The 18,927-nt window shown below is 44.6% G+C and carries 17 protein-coding genes; 13 read left to right on the top strand and 4 right to left on the bottom strand.

All coding sequences use genetic code 11. The features are described 5' to 3' along the window. The first annotated feature begins 71 nt into the window (after positions 1 to 71). Positions 72 to 1,889 (top strand): oligoendopeptidase F, encoded by a 1,818-nt coding sequence (gene pepF / locus BM101_RS10105; protein WP_087032902.1) that lies wholly within the window; start codon positions 72 to 74, stop codon positions 1,887 to 1,889. Positions 1,890 to 2,022: 133 nt separating this feature from the next. Here pepF and BM101_RS10100 read toward each other — a convergent pair whose 3' ends face one another. Together BM101_RS10100 and BM101_RS10095 are read right to left on the bottom strand one after the other, a co-directional pair. Beyond that, positions 2,023 to 2,724 (bottom strand): DsbA family protein, encoded by a 702-nt coding sequence (locus BM101_RS10100; protein WP_087032901.1) that lies wholly within the window; start codon positions 2,722 to 2,724, stop codon positions 2,023 to 2,025. 329 nt (positions 2,725 to 3,053) lie between these two features. Continuing rightward, the gene (locus BM101_RS10095; protein ID WP_087032899.1) at positions 3,054 to 3,638 is read right to left on the bottom strand and encodes a CYTH domain-containing protein; all 585 of its coding nucleotides are present in this window, start codon (positions 3,636 to 3,638) and stop codon (positions 3,054 to 3,056) included. Positions 3,639 to 3,937: 299 nt separating this feature from the next. Here BM101_RS10095 and BM101_RS10090 point away from each other — a divergent pair, with 299 nt between their 5' ends. The 5 genes from BM101_RS10090 to mgtE all read left to right on the top strand — a co-directional run bounded on the left by BM101_RS10090 (position 3,938) and on the right by mgtE (position 8,904). Beyond that, on the top strand, positions 3,938 to 4,579 hold the full coding sequence (locus BM101_RS10090) for a GTP pyrophosphokinase (RefSeq protein WP_177194479.1): 642 nt from the start codon (positions 3,938 to 3,940) through the stop codon (positions 4,577 to 4,579). A gap of 23 nt (positions 4,580 to 4,602) precedes the next feature. After that, a complete protein-coding gene (locus tag BM101_RS10085) occupies positions 4,603 to 5,436 on the top strand; it encodes an NAD kinase (protein WP_087032897.1) in 834 nt (277 codons plus the stop codon). 4 nt (positions 5,437 to 5,440) lie between these two features. Then, positions 5,441 to 6,391, top strand: coding sequence for an NAD(P)-dependent oxidoreductase (locus BM101_RS10080; RefSeq protein WP_177194478.1), 951 nt, complete (start codon positions 5,441 to 5,443; stop codon positions 6,389 to 6,391). 233 nt (positions 6,392 to 6,624) lie between these two features. After that, positions 6,625 to 7,530, top strand: coding sequence for an RluA family pseudouridine synthase (locus BM101_RS10075; RefSeq protein ID WP_087032894.1), 906 nt, complete (start codon positions 6,625 to 6,627; stop codon positions 7,528 to 7,530). Between the two features lie 3 nt (positions 7,531 to 7,533). Further along, positions 7,534 to 8,904 carry a magnesium transporter gene (gene mgtE / locus BM101_RS10070; protein WP_087032893.1) on the top strand — a complete coding sequence of 457 codons (1,371 nt, stop codon included), beginning with the start codon at positions 7,534 to 7,536 and terminating at the stop codon, positions 8,902 to 8,904. Between the two features lie 244 nt (positions 8,905 to 9,148). Here mgtE and BM101_RS10065 read toward each other — a convergent pair whose 3' ends face one another. After that, complete coding sequence (locus BM101_RS10065; protein ID WP_087032891.1) at positions 9,149 to 9,586, bottom strand: GNAT family N-acetyltransferase; 438 nt, start codon at positions 9,584 to 9,586, stop codon at positions 9,149 to 9,151. A 157-nt stretch (positions 9,587 to 9,743) separates the two neighbouring features. Between BM101_RS10065 and BM101_RS10060 the strand changes: the two genes are divergently transcribed. From BM101_RS10060 to BM101_RS10035, 7 genes are all read left to right on the top strand, one after another. After that, positions 9,744 to 10,799: a M42 family metallopeptidase gene (locus BM101_RS10060; RefSeq protein ID WP_087032889.1), complete on the top strand. Its 1,056-nt coding sequence runs from the start codon at positions 9,744 to 9,746 to the stop codon at positions 10,797 to 10,799. A gap of 340 nt (positions 10,800 to 11,139) precedes the next feature. Then, the gene (locus BM101_RS10055) at positions 11,140 to 12,498 is read left to right on the top strand and encodes an FAD-dependent oxidoreductase (protein ID WP_087032888.1); all 1,359 of its coding nucleotides are present in this window, start codon (positions 11,140 to 11,142) and stop codon (positions 12,496 to 12,498) included. A gap of 227 nt (positions 12,499 to 12,725) precedes the next feature. Continuing rightward, positions 12,726 to 13,127: an IS200/IS605 family transposase gene (gene tnpA / locus BM101_RS10050; RefSeq protein ID WP_087032886.1), complete on the top strand. Its 402-nt coding sequence runs from the start codon at positions 12,726 to 12,728 to the stop codon at positions 13,125 to 13,127. An 11-nt stretch (positions 13,128 to 13,138) separates the two neighbouring features. Further along, positions 13,139 to 13,978, top strand: a complete 840-nt coding sequence (locus BM101_RS14265; RefSeq protein WP_218149921.1) for a hypothetical protein — start codon at positions 13,139 to 13,141, stop codon at positions 13,976 to 13,978. Between the two features lie 16 nt (positions 13,979 to 13,994). Beyond that, positions 13,995 to 14,513 carry a hypothetical protein gene (locus tag BM101_RS14260; protein ID WP_218149920.1) on the top strand — a complete coding sequence of 173 codons (519 nt, stop codon included), beginning with the start codon at positions 13,995 to 13,997 and terminating at the stop codon, positions 14,511 to 14,513. Positions 14,514 to 14,672: 159 nt separating this feature from the next. Beyond that, a complete protein-coding gene (locus tag BM101_RS10040) occupies positions 14,673 to 16,067 on the top strand; it encodes a hemolysin family protein (RefSeq protein ID WP_087032884.1) in 1,395 nt (464 codons plus the stop codon). 538 nt (positions 16,068 to 16,605) lie between these two features. Further along, positions 16,606 to 18,183: a peptide chain release factor 3 gene (locus tag BM101_RS10035; protein ID WP_087032882.1), complete on the top strand. Its 1,578-nt coding sequence runs from the start codon at positions 16,606 to 16,608 to the stop codon at positions 18,181 to 18,183. Between the two features lie 115 nt (positions 18,184 to 18,298). On the opposite strand, the gene BM101_RS10030 is transcribed toward BM101_RS10035, so the two are convergent. After that, positions 18,299 to 18,574 (bottom strand): DUF1827 family protein, encoded by a 276-nt coding sequence (locus BM101_RS10030; RefSeq protein ID WP_087032880.1) that lies wholly within the window; start codon positions 18,572 to 18,574, stop codon positions 18,299 to 18,301. Between the last annotated feature and the right edge of the window lie 353 nt (positions 18,575 to 18,927).

Here is an 18,927-nt window from a genome sequence, read left to right as displayed (position 1 = left end):
AGCATTATCGTTGAACCATTTGTATGGAAATATGATAACATTGTAATATACATATAAATGGAGGCGTATTTATGACTGAAAGACATCAATTATTGAAACGCAATGACATACCTGAGGAATTCACTTGGGATTTGACGAGCATTTATGCTTCAGATGAAGAATATGAAAAGGCTTTGGACGACATTGCGGAATCGGTACCGTTCGTCAAATTGTTGCAAGGAACAATCGGATCCAGCAGCAAGGCTCTGGTGAAAGGCATCGAAGGCGTTTTGGCGATCAACCGCATGTTGGAAAGCGCCTATGTCTACTCGCACTTGAAAAATGATCAGGACACGGCCAACAGCACCTATCAAAATCTGCATGACAAGGCCATTTCCATCTTGACCAACGTCAGCGAAGCGGTATCTTGGTTTGAACCGGAAATCATGGAAATTCCGGAAGATGTCCTTGCGAAATACCTTGCAGAGGATGAAGAACTGCGACCTTATGCGCATCTGTTGGACAGCATCACTTCCTCGAGGGAACATGTTTTGTCCGCCCGGGAAGAGGAGCTTTTGGCAGGTGCCAGCGAAATTTTCTCTGCGCCGAGCAAAACCTTCTCCGTTTTGAACAACGCGGATATTCAGTTCCCGAAGGTCAAGGACGACGAGGGGCAGGAAGTGAAATTATCGCACGGCTTATACGGCAAGCTGATGGAGAGTCCGAACCGAGCTGTCCGTGAAGGCGCGTTTAAGGCCCTTTACGAAACCTACGACGGGTTGAAGAACACCTTCGCCTCTACTCTATCCGCACACGTCAAAGCGCATAATTATAATGCGAAGGTGCATAACTATGCTTCCGCACGCGCGGCTGCCTTGGCAAACAACCATATCCCGGAAGCTGTTTATGATACGTTGCTTGAGGTCGTAAATAAAAACCTTCCGCTGTTGCATCGCTACGTAGGATTGCGCAAAGAGCTGCTGGGAGTGGACGAACTGCATATGTATGATATGTATACCCCGCTGACCGGCGAGGCGCCTATAAAATACGGCATCGAAGCTGCAAAAGAAGAAACGTTGAAGGGTCTACAACCGCTCGGTGAAGATTATTTGAGCATCTTGAAAGAGGCGTTCGGCAACCGTTGGATAGATTGGAAAGAGAACGAGGGGAAACGCAGCGGGGCCTATTCTTCAGGTGCATACGATACCAATCCGTACATTCTGATGAACTGGCAAGATTCCTTGAATGAACTTTACACGCTGGTCCATGAATTGGGGCACAGCGTCCACAGTTATTTGACAAGAAAAAATCAACCGTTCGTTTATGGGGATTACTCCATTTTCTTGGCGGAAATCGCTTCGACGACGAACGAAAATATTTTGACGGACCATCTGTTGAAAACACAGACAGATCCAAATGTCAGAATCTACGTATTGAACCATTATTTGGATGGGTTTAAAGGGACTATTTTCCGTCAAACGCAATTCGCTGAATTTGAGCATTATGTTCATCAACAAGCGCAAGCGGGTGTGCCATTGACGCAGGATTTCATGACAAACTATTACGGCGATCTGAATGCCAAGTATTACGGCCCCGAGGTGGAAAAAGATCCGGAAATCGCAATCGAATGGGCGCGCATTCCGCATTTTTACTACAACTACTATGTCTACCAATATGCGACCGGTTTCTCCGCAGCGACGGCGCTGGCCAAGAAAATTGTCGATGGGGAAGAAGGGGCATTGGACCGTTACTTGTCCTACTTAAAATCCGGAAACAGCGCTTATCCGATCGACGTGATCAAAAAAGCGGGCGTCGATATGACGCAAGCGGCTTACATCGAGGATGCCATGATGGTATTTGAAGAACGCTTGAACGAATTGGAACAACTGATAGCCGAATCCAAAAAATAAGCGGGTGTAACGAAAGCCGTTCAGCCATCAAGCGGTCGTTTTGAGGGTTCTGAAATGATAAATAAGGGTTCGGCACAATCATCGGAAATGATTGAGGTGCCGAACCCTTATTTATTTATTTGTTTGTACCGCATCATTTATTGGTGATCCGGATATAGCCTCTGCCGATGGTGGTTATGTTTAAATCATGTAATAATTCAGCCTTTTTCTCCGCATTTGACGAGGATTCAAGGATGATTTCATTCAGCACCTCCGCTGTAATGTTGTCCTCCAATAAAAGGCCATATTGATAGTTTGAATTATCGAAGATCACCAATGAAGGATTCTTCGTTATGTGCATCTCTTGGGCGGTATGTTGGTCGGCTTCATAGCTGCTTTTGACGAAAGACGATGCTTTGTCTTCAAAAAACATATCGACGTCCAGCTTGGCTTTAGCTGCGACTTCTGCAAGCAATTCCTTCGAGTAGGTTGCTGTTCCGTGTGCCAACGCTTTCTGCAAATAGAGCAGGAAGTTGCGGCCTTTCTTTTTGCCTTGCATCAAGGCGGCTTTATAAGCAAGGGAAGCATCATAGATGGAACTGTATATTTGGTTCCTCAGATTTAAGTCTTTTTCCGGCAACTTCAAGCGCTTCATATATTGGTTTACTGTATTGAAGTTATGGAAAGTAATAAAATGGAAATGTACTTTTTGTCCATCCAACGAATGGATAAACTTCAACACTTCTTGTTCCGTACGATAACATTTGAAGCCGATTGGGTTCACGAATAAATAGAGCTCAAAAATTTTTTGAGGAGAAGAGAGAGAATCTGCTGAATTCTGTTGTTGCCTATACATTGTATCCCTTCCTCTTTCTTATTTTCTTCCTATTAAGTGTATCAAATTATTTTAAAAACGAATAGCAAAACGGCTTTTAAAGAACGGTAAGGTGAACCGTTTGTATTGGTGTATTCCTTTTCCGTTTGTTGCGCTCTGAAGGGGCCCGGAAAGCGCTGCATTGCAATCACGTTACTGTCGGGATGCCAGTAATTTCTTTGTCAGGGAGTATTTTACGGAACAAACCCATTTTTTGCAAATAAATCGACTATTTTCTCGATAAAAAAAGACAACGCCGCATTTGGAGGGGAAACCTCCAAACGCGGCGTTTCATTTTGATAGTTGGGTGATCAGTTTGGGTAAGCCAGCATCCGTTCGATTTTTTGTTTTGCTTTTCTGACTTTGATGGCGTTCTTCTGCAAGAACTCCTGGAATGCGATGTAGCCCTGCTCCAACGATTCGGATTCGGATTCGAATTCCAATTCGTAATCCATTTGATCTTGGTAGTAGCTTTTATCGAGGAAATAGGTCCCGTTGTCTCCTGGGAACTCATAACGGAGGGTAGAAAGGTGGCCGATGACATCCAAATCCGAAACGTCAATGCCATACCCTTTGAGTTTTTCCGCAACATTCCCGCTCTCCTTCAATTTATGCGCTTCCGCAAGTGCAGTGGCTTCTTCCAGAGTCAATTCATCCGTCGTTTCCAATTTCTCGTTTTCTTGGATGGGTGTTTTCAGCGTGATTTCACCTTTATCTTCGTAAATCCGGATGCGCAAGCCGCTGTTCAATGCTTTTAATTTCATATCATGCGTATCATAGTAAATGTTTGTCTGTTTGATGGGTTCTTTCTCGTCTAATTGAGAGGCAATAATCAATGTTTCATATTCTTCTTTTGTCAGTAAGTTTTTGAATTCTTTCTCAATTTGTTGGCTCATATCAATTACTTCCTTTCTTTTTGAGGGGAAATATAACCCAGACGATTCGGATGCCAAACGAAGTCGATGAATCGCGTGACCGCTTTTTGCCCCTCGCCTGATCAAAATACACGTGATTCGTAATGTCTATTCACATTGTAACATAAGTTGAAAAAATATCGTTCTTTGGTCTTGGCTTTCGAGGGGAAAAGTGAATTTGAATGAAAAACGAATTCTGATATTTTGTCCGGGATTAGTTTGGAAATGCAGTCATGTGTGCTAAAATGAAGGAGCATACAATAATGATAGGGTGTCGTTCTATGGAAAATAATATTGTGGAAAACTGGGATTCATTTTTGGCGCCGTACGAACAAGCGGTAGAAGAATTGAAGGTTAAGTTAAAAGGAATTCGCAAGGAATATCGCGATCTGAATTCGCACGCTCCCATCGAGTTCATCACTGGGCGAGTGAAAACAAAGGAAAGCATATTGGAAAAAGCGGAAGTGCGTGATATCGATTTGACTCGTCTGGAACAAGATGTCCAGGATATTGCAGGATTGCGGATCATGTGTCAGTTTGTGGAAGATATCCACGAGGTTGTGAAATTGCTGCGGGCAAGGAACGATTTTGAAATCATCATCGAACGTGACTATATCACCAACAAGAAAGAGAGCGGCTACCGTTCTTATCACATGGTGATTGAATATCCGGTCCAACGCTTATTTGAGGAGAAAAAAATATTGGTTGAAATACAGATCCGGACACTGGCCATGAATTTCTGGGCAACAATCGAACACTCGTTGAACTACAAATACCGCGGTGAATATCCTGAAGAACTGCATAACCGGCTGATCCGTGCAGCTGAAGCCGCATTCCGACTGGATGAGGAAATGTCTGAAATACGGGAAGAGATAAAAGATGCCCAGCATTACTTTACGGGCAAAAAGGAAGATGGAAGATAATGTTCTCTTAGGGGGTTTGATAGATGAAGATTGCACTGGTAAACAACCAAACGCCAGAGACGTTGTCGGTCGCAGCGAAATTTAAAGAAATGTGCCTTAAAGAAGATATAGAAATAGTGGCGGACGCCCCTGATTTAGTAGTCTCGATCGGCGGGGATGGTACGCTCCTGTCAGCTTTTCATAAATACCAGAAACAGTTGCATCATGTCCGCTTTGTAGGCATCCACACCGGTCATCTCGGCTTCTATACCGATTGGCGGACATATGAACTGCCCGAGCTGATCGAGAGCCTGAAGCAAGATAGGGGCGAGAGTGTCAGTTACCCTTTGCTGGAAGTCCGTGTAAAATATGTGGATGAAGAGACCGAGGCATGCTATATCGCCTTGAATGAAGCAAGTCTAAAGAAAATCGACGGCACGATGGTGTGTGACATTTACATCAAAGAAGACCTCTTCGAGACGTTCAGGGGAGACGGCATCTGTGTTTCTACGCCGACCGGTTCCACCGGTTTCAGCAAATCCCTTGGGGGAGCGGTTATTCACCCACGTACGGAGGCCATTCAGCTCACCGAAATGGCATCGGTGAACAACCGGATCTATCGCACCTTGAGTTCACCCATGATTATTGCAAAAGATGAATGGATTGTCGTCTATCCTGATCGGACGGATAGATTGATTTTATCTGTCGATCATCTGACTTTTCCGGAGCGGGCAATCGAGAAGATTGTCTATCGGATTGCGAAAGAGCGGGTTCATTTTGCAAGATACAGACATACTCATTTTTGGAACCGTGTGGAGGATGCTTTTATTGGCATGAAGAACCAGGAAAGACATAATCGTAAAGATGGGGAATGGTGATCGGATGACTAAAAAATGGTTGTTGGCGACTAGTCTGAAGGAAAAGCATTTAGAGCAATTACAAAATATGTATGCAGATTATGAAATGTTATGCACTCAGGAGAATGCAGAGGCGCTCGCGGAAGTGGAATGGGTTGTGGGCTGGAACAAAGGGCTGACGGAACAATTGGAGGCCGGGCGTTTACCTGCTCTGAAATGGGTGCAGGTCATCTCTGCGGGGATCAATAATTATCCCTTGCAATCATTTAAAGAAAAAGGCATCTATTTGACGAATGGCAGCGGCATGCACAGCGAAGCCATCGCGGAATATGTCATCGGCGTGCTGTTGACCCATATGCGCGGTTTGCGGACCGCTATTCTGAACCAGCAGAAGCAAAAATGGGAGCAAATGACGGATCTGCATGAATTAAAGGGCAAAACAATGCTGATCGTCGGTTCCGGCCATATCGGCAAGCGCCTGGCACAATTGGCAAAGGCTTTCGGAATGACCGTCATTGGCGTGAACCGCAGCGGAAATGCAGTAGCGGAAATGGACAGGACCGTAAAAATGGAGGATATCCAAACCGTCATCGGCAGTGCTGATGTCGTCGTGGATATTTTGCCCCAGACGGATCTGACGGAACATGTCTTTGACGCGGTTTTATTCGGAGACATGAAAAAAGGTGTCCTCTTCGTCAATGTCGGCCGTGGTGCCACCGTCGACAATGCAAGCTTGTTGGGGGCTTTGGCAGAAGGTACTGTCGCTTTTGCGGCTTTGGATGTTTTTGAGGCAGAACCGTTGGCTGAAGACAGTCCGCTGTGGGGGCATCCGAACATCTTGATTACACCGCATTTTTCAGGAGTGGTGGAACATTTCAAAGATAGCCTTTTTGAGATTGTGCAAGAAAATGCCGAGAGTTTCCGTCTGCAGGGGAAACCATTGCGTAATGTCATCGATTTCGAAAAAAACTATTGATTATAATGGAGACTGCGACAAGGGATTCCTATTGTCCAGTCTTTTTTTTCGGAAAGGGCAGCGGCGCTTTTCGGGCTTGTCCCGCTTTTCTTTTTTTCTGCGGTTGTGAGTTGTAGAACACCGCTGTTTTGGTTAGAATAGGATTGTATATTTAAGTCTGAAACGTAATTGATATAGAATAGCATGTCCATGTTTTGTTGATGAGATTTTTTAAGAGATTAGGAGAAAAACAAGTGATTTTTAGCTGGATTTATGAGAGTGATGAGACGATACAAATAAAAAGCTTTCTGCGTTCTAAAGGGGTATCGAAAAGTTTGCTGGCCATCGTCAAATTTAATGGCGGCAAAATCTGGCTCAACGGGAAAGAAAGAACGGTTTTGGCCACCTTGGAGCAGGGGGATAAAGTGACGATATTAATCCCCGATGAAGGGGAGCATGAGACGACCGTCGGAGTGGATATCCCGTTGGATATCTTGTTTGAAGACGATCACTTTTTGATTGTCAACAAACCGAGTGGGGCGGCCTCCATCCCTTCAAAAGTCCATCCGCGACTTTCGATGGCAAACCGGGTGAAGGGGTATTATCAGAAACAAGGGTATGCGAATCAGGTTATTCACATCGTTACGCGATTGGACCGTGATACCACAGGTGTCATGTTATTTGCGAAACACGGTTATGCCCACGCGTTGATGGATACGTTGCTGCGCAACAAAGAGGTCGATAAAATCTATCGTGCCATTCTTTCCCGACCGTTGCTGACAGAAGAGCATGGCTTCATCGATGCGCCGATAGGGCGAACGGAAGACTCGATCATGACGCGGATGGTGCGGGAAGATGGAAAGCAAGCATTGACCGAATATTGGCTGGATAAAACCTATGAAGAAGGCCAGACTGTGAAAATAAAGCTTCACACTGGCAGAACCCACCAAATCCGGGTGCACTTCACTTCCGTCGGAGCGCCCTTGCTGGGGGATGATTTATATGGGGGAAAGGCTGACCCGGCTATTCTGCGTCAAGCCTTGCACTGTGAGTCTTTGACGTTTACCCATCCGATAACGGGGGAACTGCTGAGAATAGCGGCTCCTCTGCCGGAGGATTTCATCAAATGGGAAACGAGGCAGAAAAACGAGGAGGGCTAATCCATGTTGGAACCACAATATGAATTTGAACTTGAAGAAGAGCTAGAGAAGATCAAGCTTACCCTTCATGAAGAAGATATGGAGAAATTTCGAGAAGAATTTTTGTCTTACCATTTGTACGATCAGGCCCAAATCTACCTCGCGTTGATGCCGGAAGAACGCATCACGATGTATTACTATTTATCCGCTAGGGAAATGTCGGATATGTTTGAAATAATCGAAGAAGATGTCGAGTCGGTTGAAGCGTATTTGCTGGAAATGAATGATCAATATGCAGCGGATATGCTGGCGGGCATGTATGCCGATAATGCGGTAGATATGTTGAAACAATTGAAAGATGACCGTGTTCGCCTGTATTTGCGGTTGATGCCTCTTCAGGCTGCAAAGGATATACGTGCTCTGCTGAACTATGCGGACGAAACAGCCGGGGCCATCATGACACCGGAATATGTTTCGATTGTGGCGAATCAGACTGTCCGTTCTGCGATGGCAATCCTGAAGAGCAAAGCCCCTGATGCGGAAACGATTTACTATATTTATGTGGTGGACGTGAATAATGTGCTGGTGGGAGTTTTGTCCTTAAGGGATCTGATCGTAAACGATGAAGATAGGATGATAGCCGACATCATGAGCGAACGCGTCGTCTCCGTTGATGTGAATGAGAATCAGGAAGAAGTCGCCCATAAATTCCGGGACTATGATGTCTTGGCTTTGCCGGTCATCGACGAGAATAACGTCCTTTTGGGGATCATTACCGTCGATGATATCATCGACGTCATCGATGAAGAAGCGGTAAGCGATTTCTCCGGTTTGGCCGGGGTCGACGTAGAGGAACAATCGGAAAATCCGTTTGTCGCAGCGTCCAAACGGCTGCCGTGGCTCATCACCTTGTTGTTCTTGGGGATGGGCACGTCTTCCCTGATCAGCCAATATGAAGGGTTGATTGCGGATGCATCGATTTTATCCGTATTCGTCACCTTGATTACGGGGACATCGGGGAATGCGGGTACGCAATCATTGGCCGTCGCCGTCCGTAAGATAGGGCTGTCCGATAACGAGGAAAAGAACTTATTGCGTACGATTTTATCAGAGGTCGCAACAGGATTCATATCCGGTTTGGTTACCGGTGTAACGATCATGGTGGTCATCGGCGTCTGGAAACATAACTTCATCCTAAGCGGCATCATCGGCTTCTCCATGCTGTCTGCCATTACGGTGGCCAATCTGGCCGGAAGCTTGATCCCGATTCTGATGGATAAGTTGGGGTTCGATCCTGCTGTTGCCAGCGGACCGTTCATTTCGACCTTCAGCGATTTGACATCGGTGCTGATCTATTTCAATATCGCAAAACATTTCATCACTGTTCTGATATGAGAGTGAGAAAAAAAGCGTTCAGACCCGAATCACTGGAGCGAATAAGCGGATGATGGTCGCATATCATCTGAGCATTATTGGTGAAGTGACGTCGGGTCTGCTTTTTGGAACACGTTTAGAGAGTGCGAATGAGAACACGTTTACGATTAATTGTTAAGAAATAAGGAAGAGGCTAGGACTTAAATGTCCCACCCTCTTCCTTATTTGAAGGAGTGTTCATTTTTATGCGCCAAGCGGTGGGGCCTCAACGCAATATTTTTTCCATATCATGATGCAAAATGCCTGCTTCTTCGTATTCCTCGCTACAAACATGAAACCCTAATTTTTCATAAAACGGTAGGGCATGATTTTGCGCCCCCAAAAATAATTTATGGCCGTTGAGCAGCTGGACATGTTTTTCAACTTCTTCCATCAACAGTTTTCCGTAATTTTTCTTGCGCGCTTCCTTGCGGATGGCAACCCGTTGAACCTTGTATTTACCTTTTTCCATAGGAAAGATGCGGGCGGTTGCGACCGGAAGCGTTCCTTCGTAGCCGACCAAGTGGAGGGTCTTGCCTTCCAATTCGTCGATCTCGATTTCCTCGGAAACATGCTGCTCGCCGACAAAAACCTCCTTGCGGATAGCCAAAGCATCTTTGTATGTCTTGGATTGTAAGTCTTGCGTCCATTGGAACTGTAACAAAGGGCAGTCCTCGCTTTCAAAGTAATGTGTGTCGAATGATTTGTGACTAATTGTATCTTAACCGAAAAGTGTATAAATGTCATAATAATATTCGATTATTCTATAATTTTTAAAGGAGATTGGCTATACTTAATCTATAAGTTAGAGGGGGAATTTCATGCACAACATTGTTGAAACTATTCAAAAGTTAACCAATATCCCTTCGCCGACTGGCTATACGACTGAAATCATCGATTTCATCGCAGCCGATCTGCGGGGAATAGGACTGAAGCCTGAGAAGAATCATAAAGGCAGCCTGATGGTGACGGTCAAAGGCAGGGAGGAGCAGCGCAGACGGTTCGTCACCGCGCACATCGACACGCTAGGGGCGATGGTCCGCGCCGTCAAACCGGATGGCCGCCTGAAAATCGATCTGATAGGCGGGTTCACCTATCATTCCATCGATGGTGAATATTGCACAGTCCACGTGGCTTCCACCGGCGAAAAAGTGACCGGAACGATTTTGCTGCACCAGACTAGTGTCCATGTCTACAAGGATGCGCGGACGGCAGAACGCAGCCAGGAAAATATGGAGGTGCGCCTGGATGCGGAGGTCCACAGCGCAAAAGATGCAGAGGGGCTGGGCATTCGCGTAGGCGATTTCATCAGCTTTGAGACGCGTACGGAAGTGACGCCGACCGGCTTCATCAAGTCAAGGCACTTGGATGACAAAGCAAGTGCGGCGATTCTGCTGGATTTCCTGCACAGGATTGTGGCTGAAAAAATGATTTTGCCTTATACGACTTGTTTTTTCTTCTCCAATAACGAAGAAATCGGCTACGGCGGCAATTCGAATATGCCAGAGCATACGGTCGAATATCTTGCTGTCGATATGGGCGCGATGGGGGATGACCAGCAAACCGATGAGTTCACCGTCTCCATCTGCGTAAAGGATGGTTCCGGCCCTTATCATTTCGGATTGCGCCAGCAGCTTACGGCTTTATGTGAGCGCGATGCCATCCCGTTCAAGCTGGATATTTATCCTTATTACGGCAGCGATGCTTCAGCGGCGATGAAAGCCGGCTGGGATGTTCGCCACGCCTTGATTGGGCCAGGTATCGACGCAAGTCATGCCTACGAAAGGACTCATGAGAAATCATTGGAGGCGTGCGCGCGTTTGGTTGAAGCATACCTGTGTTCTGAAATGATTGAAAGTCAACCACCCCACGACTGAAGTCACGGGTTTCCGAAAACTAAAAATGGCAGCAGGTAAAATCTTGGGTGTCGTAGGGATGATTTTGGCTATACCGATCTATGCGGAGATCAAAACCGTCGTTCTGTACATCCATGATTTCCTTAAAAAACAGGAAAGAAAAAGTGTTATAGACTGCAAATAAAAAATAATAAGGATTCCGAGGGTTATTAGTTGCAAAACACCTTCGGAATCCTTTATCATATGGTAAGTGTTGAGAATCATTATCAGTTGATTTGTGCATTTTTTATTATGGAAAAGTCATAGGGTGCGAATCAGCTTGTGTAAATTATAGTAATGTGAAAATTTAGGAGGAAATGCAATGAAAGTAATCGTAGTGGGATGTACACATGCCGGAACATCTGCAGTCAAGACCATTTTGAAGGAGAACCCAGGTATGGAGGTAACCGTATACGAAAGAAACGATAATGTTTCATTCTTATCATGCGGCATTGCACTGTACGTCGGTGGGGTTGTGAAAGATCCACAAGGATTATTCTATTCGAATCCCGAAGAATTAGCATCGTTAGGCGCAAATGTGAATATGCAACACGACGTAACTAATATTGATACAGCTGCAAAAACTGTAGCTGTCAAAAATCTGGTGACTGGCGAAGAGTTTGAGGACACTTACGACAAATTGGTGTTGACGACAGGTTCATGGCCCATCATCCCGCCGATCGAAGGCATCCAAAGTAAAAATGTATTGCTGTGCAAAAACTACAATCAAGCCAAGGCGATCATCGCATGCAAAGACGACAAGAAAAAAATCGTTGTCATCGGCGGAGGCTATATCGGCATCGAATTGGTGGAAGCATTCGCTAATGACGGCAAAGAAGTAACCTTGGTCGATGGTTTGGATCGCATCTTGAACAAATATTTGGATCCTGAATTCACGGATGTTCTGGAAGACGATTTGCGCAAACATGGCGTGAAAATCCAATTGAACGAAATGGTGAAAGGCTTTAAAGAAAACGAAGCTGGCGATAGAACGACTGTCATCACTACCGGCGGAGAATACGAAGCAGAGCTTGTCATCTTGTGTGTCGGCTTCAGACCGAGCACGGAATTGGTCAAAGGCCAAGTCGATATGCTTGGAAATGGCGCAATTATCGTGGATGACTATATGCAAACAAGCGTACCGGATGTGTTTGCTGCAGGGGATAGTTGCGCAGTGAACTATAACCCGAACGGGGGACATGCATACATTCCGCTAGCTACGAATGCCGTCCGCATGGGCTTGTTGGTCGGAAAGAACATCAACGGACCAAAAATGAAATACCGCGGAACACAATCAACTTCAGGCTTGTATTTGAACGGCTTCAACATCGGTTCAACGGGCGTGAACGACGCAAGCGCTGCAGCATTCGGCTTGGAAACACGTTCCGTGACGATGGAAGATAACTACCGTCCGGAATTCATGCCGACAACTGAAAAAGTGTTGATGAAGTTGGTTTATGAAGTTGGGACAACCCGCATCGTCGGCGGACAGATCATGTCCAAGTATGATGTGACGCAATCCGCCAACACATTGTCGTTAGCGATCCAAAACAAAATGACCATCGAAGATTTGGCGTTGGTCGACTTCTTCTTCCAACCTCATTTTGACCGTCCTTGGAACTACTTGAACTTGCTTGCCCAAAAAGCGCTTGATCAAGAAGCAGAATTGGCTAAGAAATAAAGATCTGCGTAAATTGTAGACACGCACTGGGCGTTTGGCTCCGGTGCGTGTTTTTTCTCGTATCTTGATATAGTGGCGGCGCACACACTCGTGATTTTAGCAGTGATTAATCCACTACGTCTTGGGGTGTTGGCGGTACATATGTCAAAGAAATAGACCGTTTAAACAAACGTTATAAATAACTTTATCAATTAGCATATGTTACAATAGTTACAGAGGTGATAGAAATGGCTAACGTATATCATGGTAGAGGATATGTTTATTCTATTCAGTATCATCTTGTCTGGTGTGTGAAATATCGCCACGATATTTTTACTGGAGAAATTGAGCATTCGATGAAAGAAATTCTCCAAGGAATTGCTCATGAACAAGGTGTTTCAATCAGTGAAATGGAGACAGGGAAAGACCATGTCCACTTGCTGATTGAATGCAAGCCACAGCATTACATTCCTAGTATCGTGAAAGCGTTCAAAGGTGTTTCTGCAAGACGTTTGTTTGCGAAATATCCAGAACTTAAATCACGATTATGGGGCGGGCATCTTTGGAATCCAAGCTATTTTGTAGCTACGGTTTCTGAGCAGACAGAGCAACAGATTCGAGAATACATTACAACGCAACAGAAGAAATGAGGTGAGAACTTATGAAACAATGCAAAACCGTCAAAGTTAAAGTGCTGGATCAATCCAGCGTATTCGATGCAACGCTTGAGCACTATTGTTTGGCGCTGGAATACTGTTTAAAGGTGTGTTACCAAGAATTAGAATTGTCTTATGATGAATCCAATCTGACTACTCAACGTGCGATCGAGATGCTGATTCATGCTACCGCGAAAAACCCAAACCCAAAATACGCTGACTTCGACGTGCTGTTTCATAAGTTTCCTTCTTACCTTAGACGCGCTTGCATTACCTCAGCTTATGGCAAGTGGCAATCTTGGCGTTCTAATTATCAAAATTGGGAACAGGAACGAAGTAAAGCAAGTATAGAAAAGCAAAGATTCCTTAAAAAAGCGCCCACACCTCAATGCGAACACAAAGAGTTTCCAGTACTTTATAAAGGAAATATGTACAAAGTCGAAAACGATACCGTATCAATCAAAGTATTCGAACGGAATGATTGGGTGTGGCAACCCGTAACGCTAAAACAGGTAGATTTGGAAAAGCGTGGCCTATCCGATTGGAAAGTCATGAACCCAAAGTTGGTGCGCAAAGGCAAGAAATATTTCTTACATTTTGCATATGAGAAAGAAATCAAACTGCACAAGAAAGCGGAATTGGATTGCCGCATTTTATCTGTCGATTTAGGACTGACAAACACTGCCGTTTGTGCTGTTATGGATAGTGATGGAACTGTCGTTGCCCACAAGTTCATCAAGCAGGCAAAAGAAAAAGACCCATTTCTACCATCTTACAAATCAGCTGAAAAAAGCCCAACGCAACACCTTTGGTGCAAGATGTCCGCGCTATTGGAACAAAATTAAAGGAATCCAAAACCAGTTGGTGAACGATGCTGCGCATCAGATTTTGTCCTTTGCCAAAGCGCATCAAGTGGATACGATTGTCTTTGAGTATCTGAGGCAAATGACAATGCCGAAGGGTTTCAGGGGTGCAAAGCGTCTGCGTTTTAAATTGCATTACTGGCGTAAAATAGCGATTCAGAATAAAGTGGAAGAAATGGCGCATTTTGAGGGTATGCGCATCTCCAGGGTCCTCGCCAATGGCACCAGTATGTACGCCTATGACGGGAGCGGAAAGGTAGAGCGAACGCCACGCAAAGACCTCTGTACGTTCCAAAGCGGAAAAGAATACCATGCGGACTTAAATGCATCTTATAATATTGGCGCCCGTTTCTTTATCCGTGCGATTCTCAAACCTCTTTCAGAAATGAGAGAGTTGGGGATACAGGCAAAAGTTCCTGTATCTCTAGTAAGAACAGAACAAACGTTGGCTACACTAATTAGCTTAAATCAAGTTATATCTGCGAGTGCAGACTTCTCGGTTTCTGCTGTATCTTAGCCAACGGTTGGCTCACATGAGCCTTCGAAGCCTATGACTTTAATCATGGGAGGTTCATAATATATCTTGTTTTTTTATCGATAGCATTAGATAATGGAAGGTAACAGACTGAACATTAACGTGAAATCGTTTTTATTACCAAAGGAGAAGAAAAAACATATGAACACAGACCCCAGTAATCAGACGTTGTTCTGGAAACTATTACTGATTGCGGTATTGACCCTGGTGAATGCGTTCTTTGCAGCATCAGAAATTGCTTTTGTATCATTGAACAAGAATAAAGTGGCGAATCAGGCCATAAAAGGCGATGAAAAAGCCCGGAAGATCTTAAATTTATTGGACAATTCAGATGATTTTTTGGCGACAATCCAAGTTGCCATCACTTTTGCCGGATTTCTGTCCAGTGCTTCTGCGGCAAGCTCTTTTGCTGCCAAATTGGAACCGTTATTGAGTAAGGTTCCTGGAGCGGAGGAGGCTTCGATTTTGATCGTAACTTTAGCCTTATCCTATGTATCCCTTGTCTTTGGGGAGTTGTATCCGAAACAGCTTGGCATGCAACGTCCGGAAGAGATTGCCCGAGTAGGCGCAGGCTTCATTACGATCATGCAAAAATTCATGAAGCCGTTCGTCTGGCTGCTTTCTTTTTCAACAGGCATATTGGAAAAAATGACGCCGATCGACTTCACAAGCGGAAACGATATGTTCTCGCGCCAAGAAGTGCGCGAACTATTGGAACGCAGCAGCGATGAAGGAGCCATCGAGAAGACGGAGTTCAACATGTTGAAGGGGGTACTATCGATGGACAACAAGATGGCGCGTGAAATTATGGTTCCGAGAACGGATACGTTCATGCTGGATGTCAATGAAGATGTCTCAGAAAATATCCAAGCGGCGTTGGATTCACCATACACCAGAATTCCGATTTATGATGATGACAAAGATAACATCATCGGCGTTTTGCATTTGAAGAATTTATTGAAGGAATCAAAAAATACGCCGATCGAGAAAATCGATCTCCGTAAAATCATGAATGAACCGCTCTTTGTACCCGAGACCATCTTGACGGATGAACTGATGTCCTATCTGAAGAAAAGCCATAATCAATTGGCTTTGTTGCATGACGAATATGGCGGGCTCGTCGGAATCGTTACATTGGAGGATATTTTGGAGGAAATTGTTGGGGATATCCAGGATGAATATGACGAAAGTTATATCCTGATCGAGAAGAAGGGGGATAATGAATACGAAGTGGATGGAAGCACGCCACTTTCAAGATTCAATGATTACTTTGAGACCCATTTTGAATCCCCGGATGTGGATACCATTGCCGGCTATCTGCTGACTGAGTTGGGTGAATTTCCGGAGGCCGATACGGAAGCTTCCATAGAGGAAGAAGGGTTGCTGATCAAAACATTGGAATTTGAAAACCGCAGATTATTGAAAGTAACGGTTTCCTATATCAATGAGAACAACCGCCCGCCTAAAGAGCGATTCAAAGCCGGTGAAGAGGAAGCTGATTCAGGCGAATCGAAAAAAACGGAAAACCAAGGATGAAAGAGCAGAAGCTGGGACAAAAGTCCTAGCCTGTTTCTTTTTTCTAACGATTAATCGTAAACGTGTTCTCATTCGCACTCTCTAAACGTGTTCCAAAAAACAGACCCGACGTCACTTCACGAATAATGCTCAGATGGTCTGTGACCATCCTCCGCTTATTCGCTCCAGTGATTCTGGTCTGGCCGCTTTTTGTCTCACTCTCTTTCTTGTTTTCTTGGGATATACCGGCACTGTGTTTCTTGTGGAATGGCATGATTTCTTGTATAATGACTAAGGTTATGTCGTTGGCTAGCGTGTGCGGATCGCTCAGGCTATCTTTTTTGTGCTATTTGGGTATAGCTGTTCAAATGAGGAAATTGTCTAGCTTTGCGGGCCGGCACTTCTGAAAAAAGAAATTTTTGACCTCATGCAATAGGTTTTGGGGCAAAAAAGCTTATTTTTCCGTCAAAGCTGAACGGGTCCGTTCAGCTTTTCCTATTTACGCAACGGGCATGAGACAAGTTAAGATCTAGATAATGAAAAAATAAAGGGGAAAAATATGAATCAAACATTAGCAGATAAAGTGAAATCAAGAAAAACATTTGCCATCATCTCTCATCCGGATGCAGGTAAAACGACGATTACAGAACAATTATTGCTTTTTGGTGGTGCCATCCGCCAGGCGGGTACTGTAAAAGGGAAAAAATCCGGCAAATTCGCCAAGTCCGACTGGATGGAAATCGAAAAACAAAGAGGGATTTCCGTAACTAGTTCGGTTATGCAAGTGGATTACGATGGCTACCAAATCAATATTTTGGATACACCGGGGCATGAGGATTTCTCGGAAGATACGTACCGTACCTTAATGGCAGTGGATAGCGCGGTCATGGTCATCGACAGCGGGAAAGGGATCGAACCGCAAACGAAGAAACTGTTCAAAGTTTGCCGTATGCGTGGAATTCCTATCTTCACCTTCATCAATAAAATGGACCGTGACGGCCGCGAACCGATGGACCTGATCGCTGAATTGGAAGAGGTATTGGAAATCGATGCTTACCCGATGAACTGGCCGATGGGCATGGGGAAAAACTTGTTGGGTCTATACGACATCTACAACAACCGCGTCGAACTGACGCATCCGGAAGACAACGGAGACAATGATTTTCTGCCATTGAATGAAAATGGGGAAATCGAAGGCGACTATGCCATTAAAAAATCCACCATCTACACGCAAGCTGTAGAAGACGTGCAATTATTGAAAGAGGCCGGAAATACATTTTCGGAAGACGCGATTGCTGCTGGAGAATTGACGCCTGTGTTCTTCGGTTCTGCTTTGACAGGTTTCGGTGTGCAGACATTCTTGGATGCTTTCGTCGATTTTGCGCCAAATCCAAGTGCGCATGTGACGGAGGCCGATGAGACGATTGAACCGACAAGCGAAGAGTTAACCGGGTTCATTTTCAAAATCCAAGCCAACATGAATCCTGCCCACCGCGACCGGATTGCGTTCGTACGGATCTGCTCCGGCGAATTCAAACCGGGGATGGATGTCTTCATCAACCGTACCGGCAAAAAGATCAAATTGGCGCATACGACACAATTCATGGCGGATTCCCGTGAACAAGTCGAGACAGCTGTGGCCGGGGATATCATCGGGTTATATGACACCGGTAACTTCCAGATCGGTGACACTATCTATGAAGGTAAAAAAGCGGTGCAATTTGAAGCTTTGCCGCAATTCACGCCGGAACTTTTCATGAAAGTGACCCCGAAAAATGTCATGAAACAAAAATCCTTCCATAAAGGGGTGCAACAACTGGTGCAAGAAGGGGCGATCCAATTGTACAAGACCTACCATACAGAAGATTACATCTTGGGTGCTGTCGGTCAGTTGCAGTTTGAGGTGTTCCAGTATCGCTTGTTGCATGAATATAATGCCGAAGTGGAAATGACGCCGATGGGTTCAAAAATTGCCCGTTGGATCGAACCAGAAGATCTCGATCCGAACATGTCTTCCAGCCGTAATCTTTTGTGCCGTGATCGTTTCGATAATCCGGTGTTCTTATTCGAAAATCAATTTGCGCTTCGCTGGTTCGAAGACAAATACCCGAATGTAAAATTAACCGCTTTGCTATAAGAAAATATAAAAAGAAAAAACGAGGGCTGTCCAAAAACTAGAATAAATAATCTAGTTTTTGGGCAGCCCCGTTTTGCGTTAAAATAAGGTTTTTTCGATTGCAAAAAATTGTCTGTTATTTCACATGAGATAATTCCACAAAATTATGTCCAGGCATTACTTCTACATCACTCATCGAGAGATGCAGGAGTTTTTTTAAAACAAAGTCAATTTCGCTTTGTTTGACGCGACGGATTCGGTTTAAAACAATGATATCGTCGTGTTTTGAAGCGCCTGTAAAGATGATTGTGGTTTGTCCCAAAGAATAAACTTTGACAAATTGAGCATCGGTGTTTGCCAATTGCTCACGTACAAGATCAGCGTGGCTATTTGTAACATCGATCAATTTCATGCCGAACACCCCTAACATATAATGTTATCTTAACGTAATAATTATATAACACTTTTGATATTTATTAAAGGTAAAAAAGAAAGCGCAATTATTTTGTTGGATAAAAGGGATAAATTTATATCGGGAAATTTTGCATTTCCTTCTAGGCTGACAACTCCCCGTGACTGAAGTCAGGGGCTTCCTTGCCTGATTATTGCAAGGTGATGGTTCAATTATTTAGGTTGATAAATGAAAAAAAGAATGGGACAACCCTGTCTGTGGTGTGCCTCCCGTCAATAGGACAGTAAAATATTTAAACAGTTTTACAGACTGCTCCCCGTAATGTGGGGCAGTTTTTTGCGTATATAAACCTG

It is taken from the genome of Trichococcus palustris (assembly GCF_900114465.1).
Taxonomy (GTDB): Bacteria; Bacillota; Bacilli; order Lactobacillales; family Aerococcaceae; genus Trichococcus; species Trichococcus palustris.
This window is presented reverse-complemented; position numbering and strand designations above follow the sequence as displayed.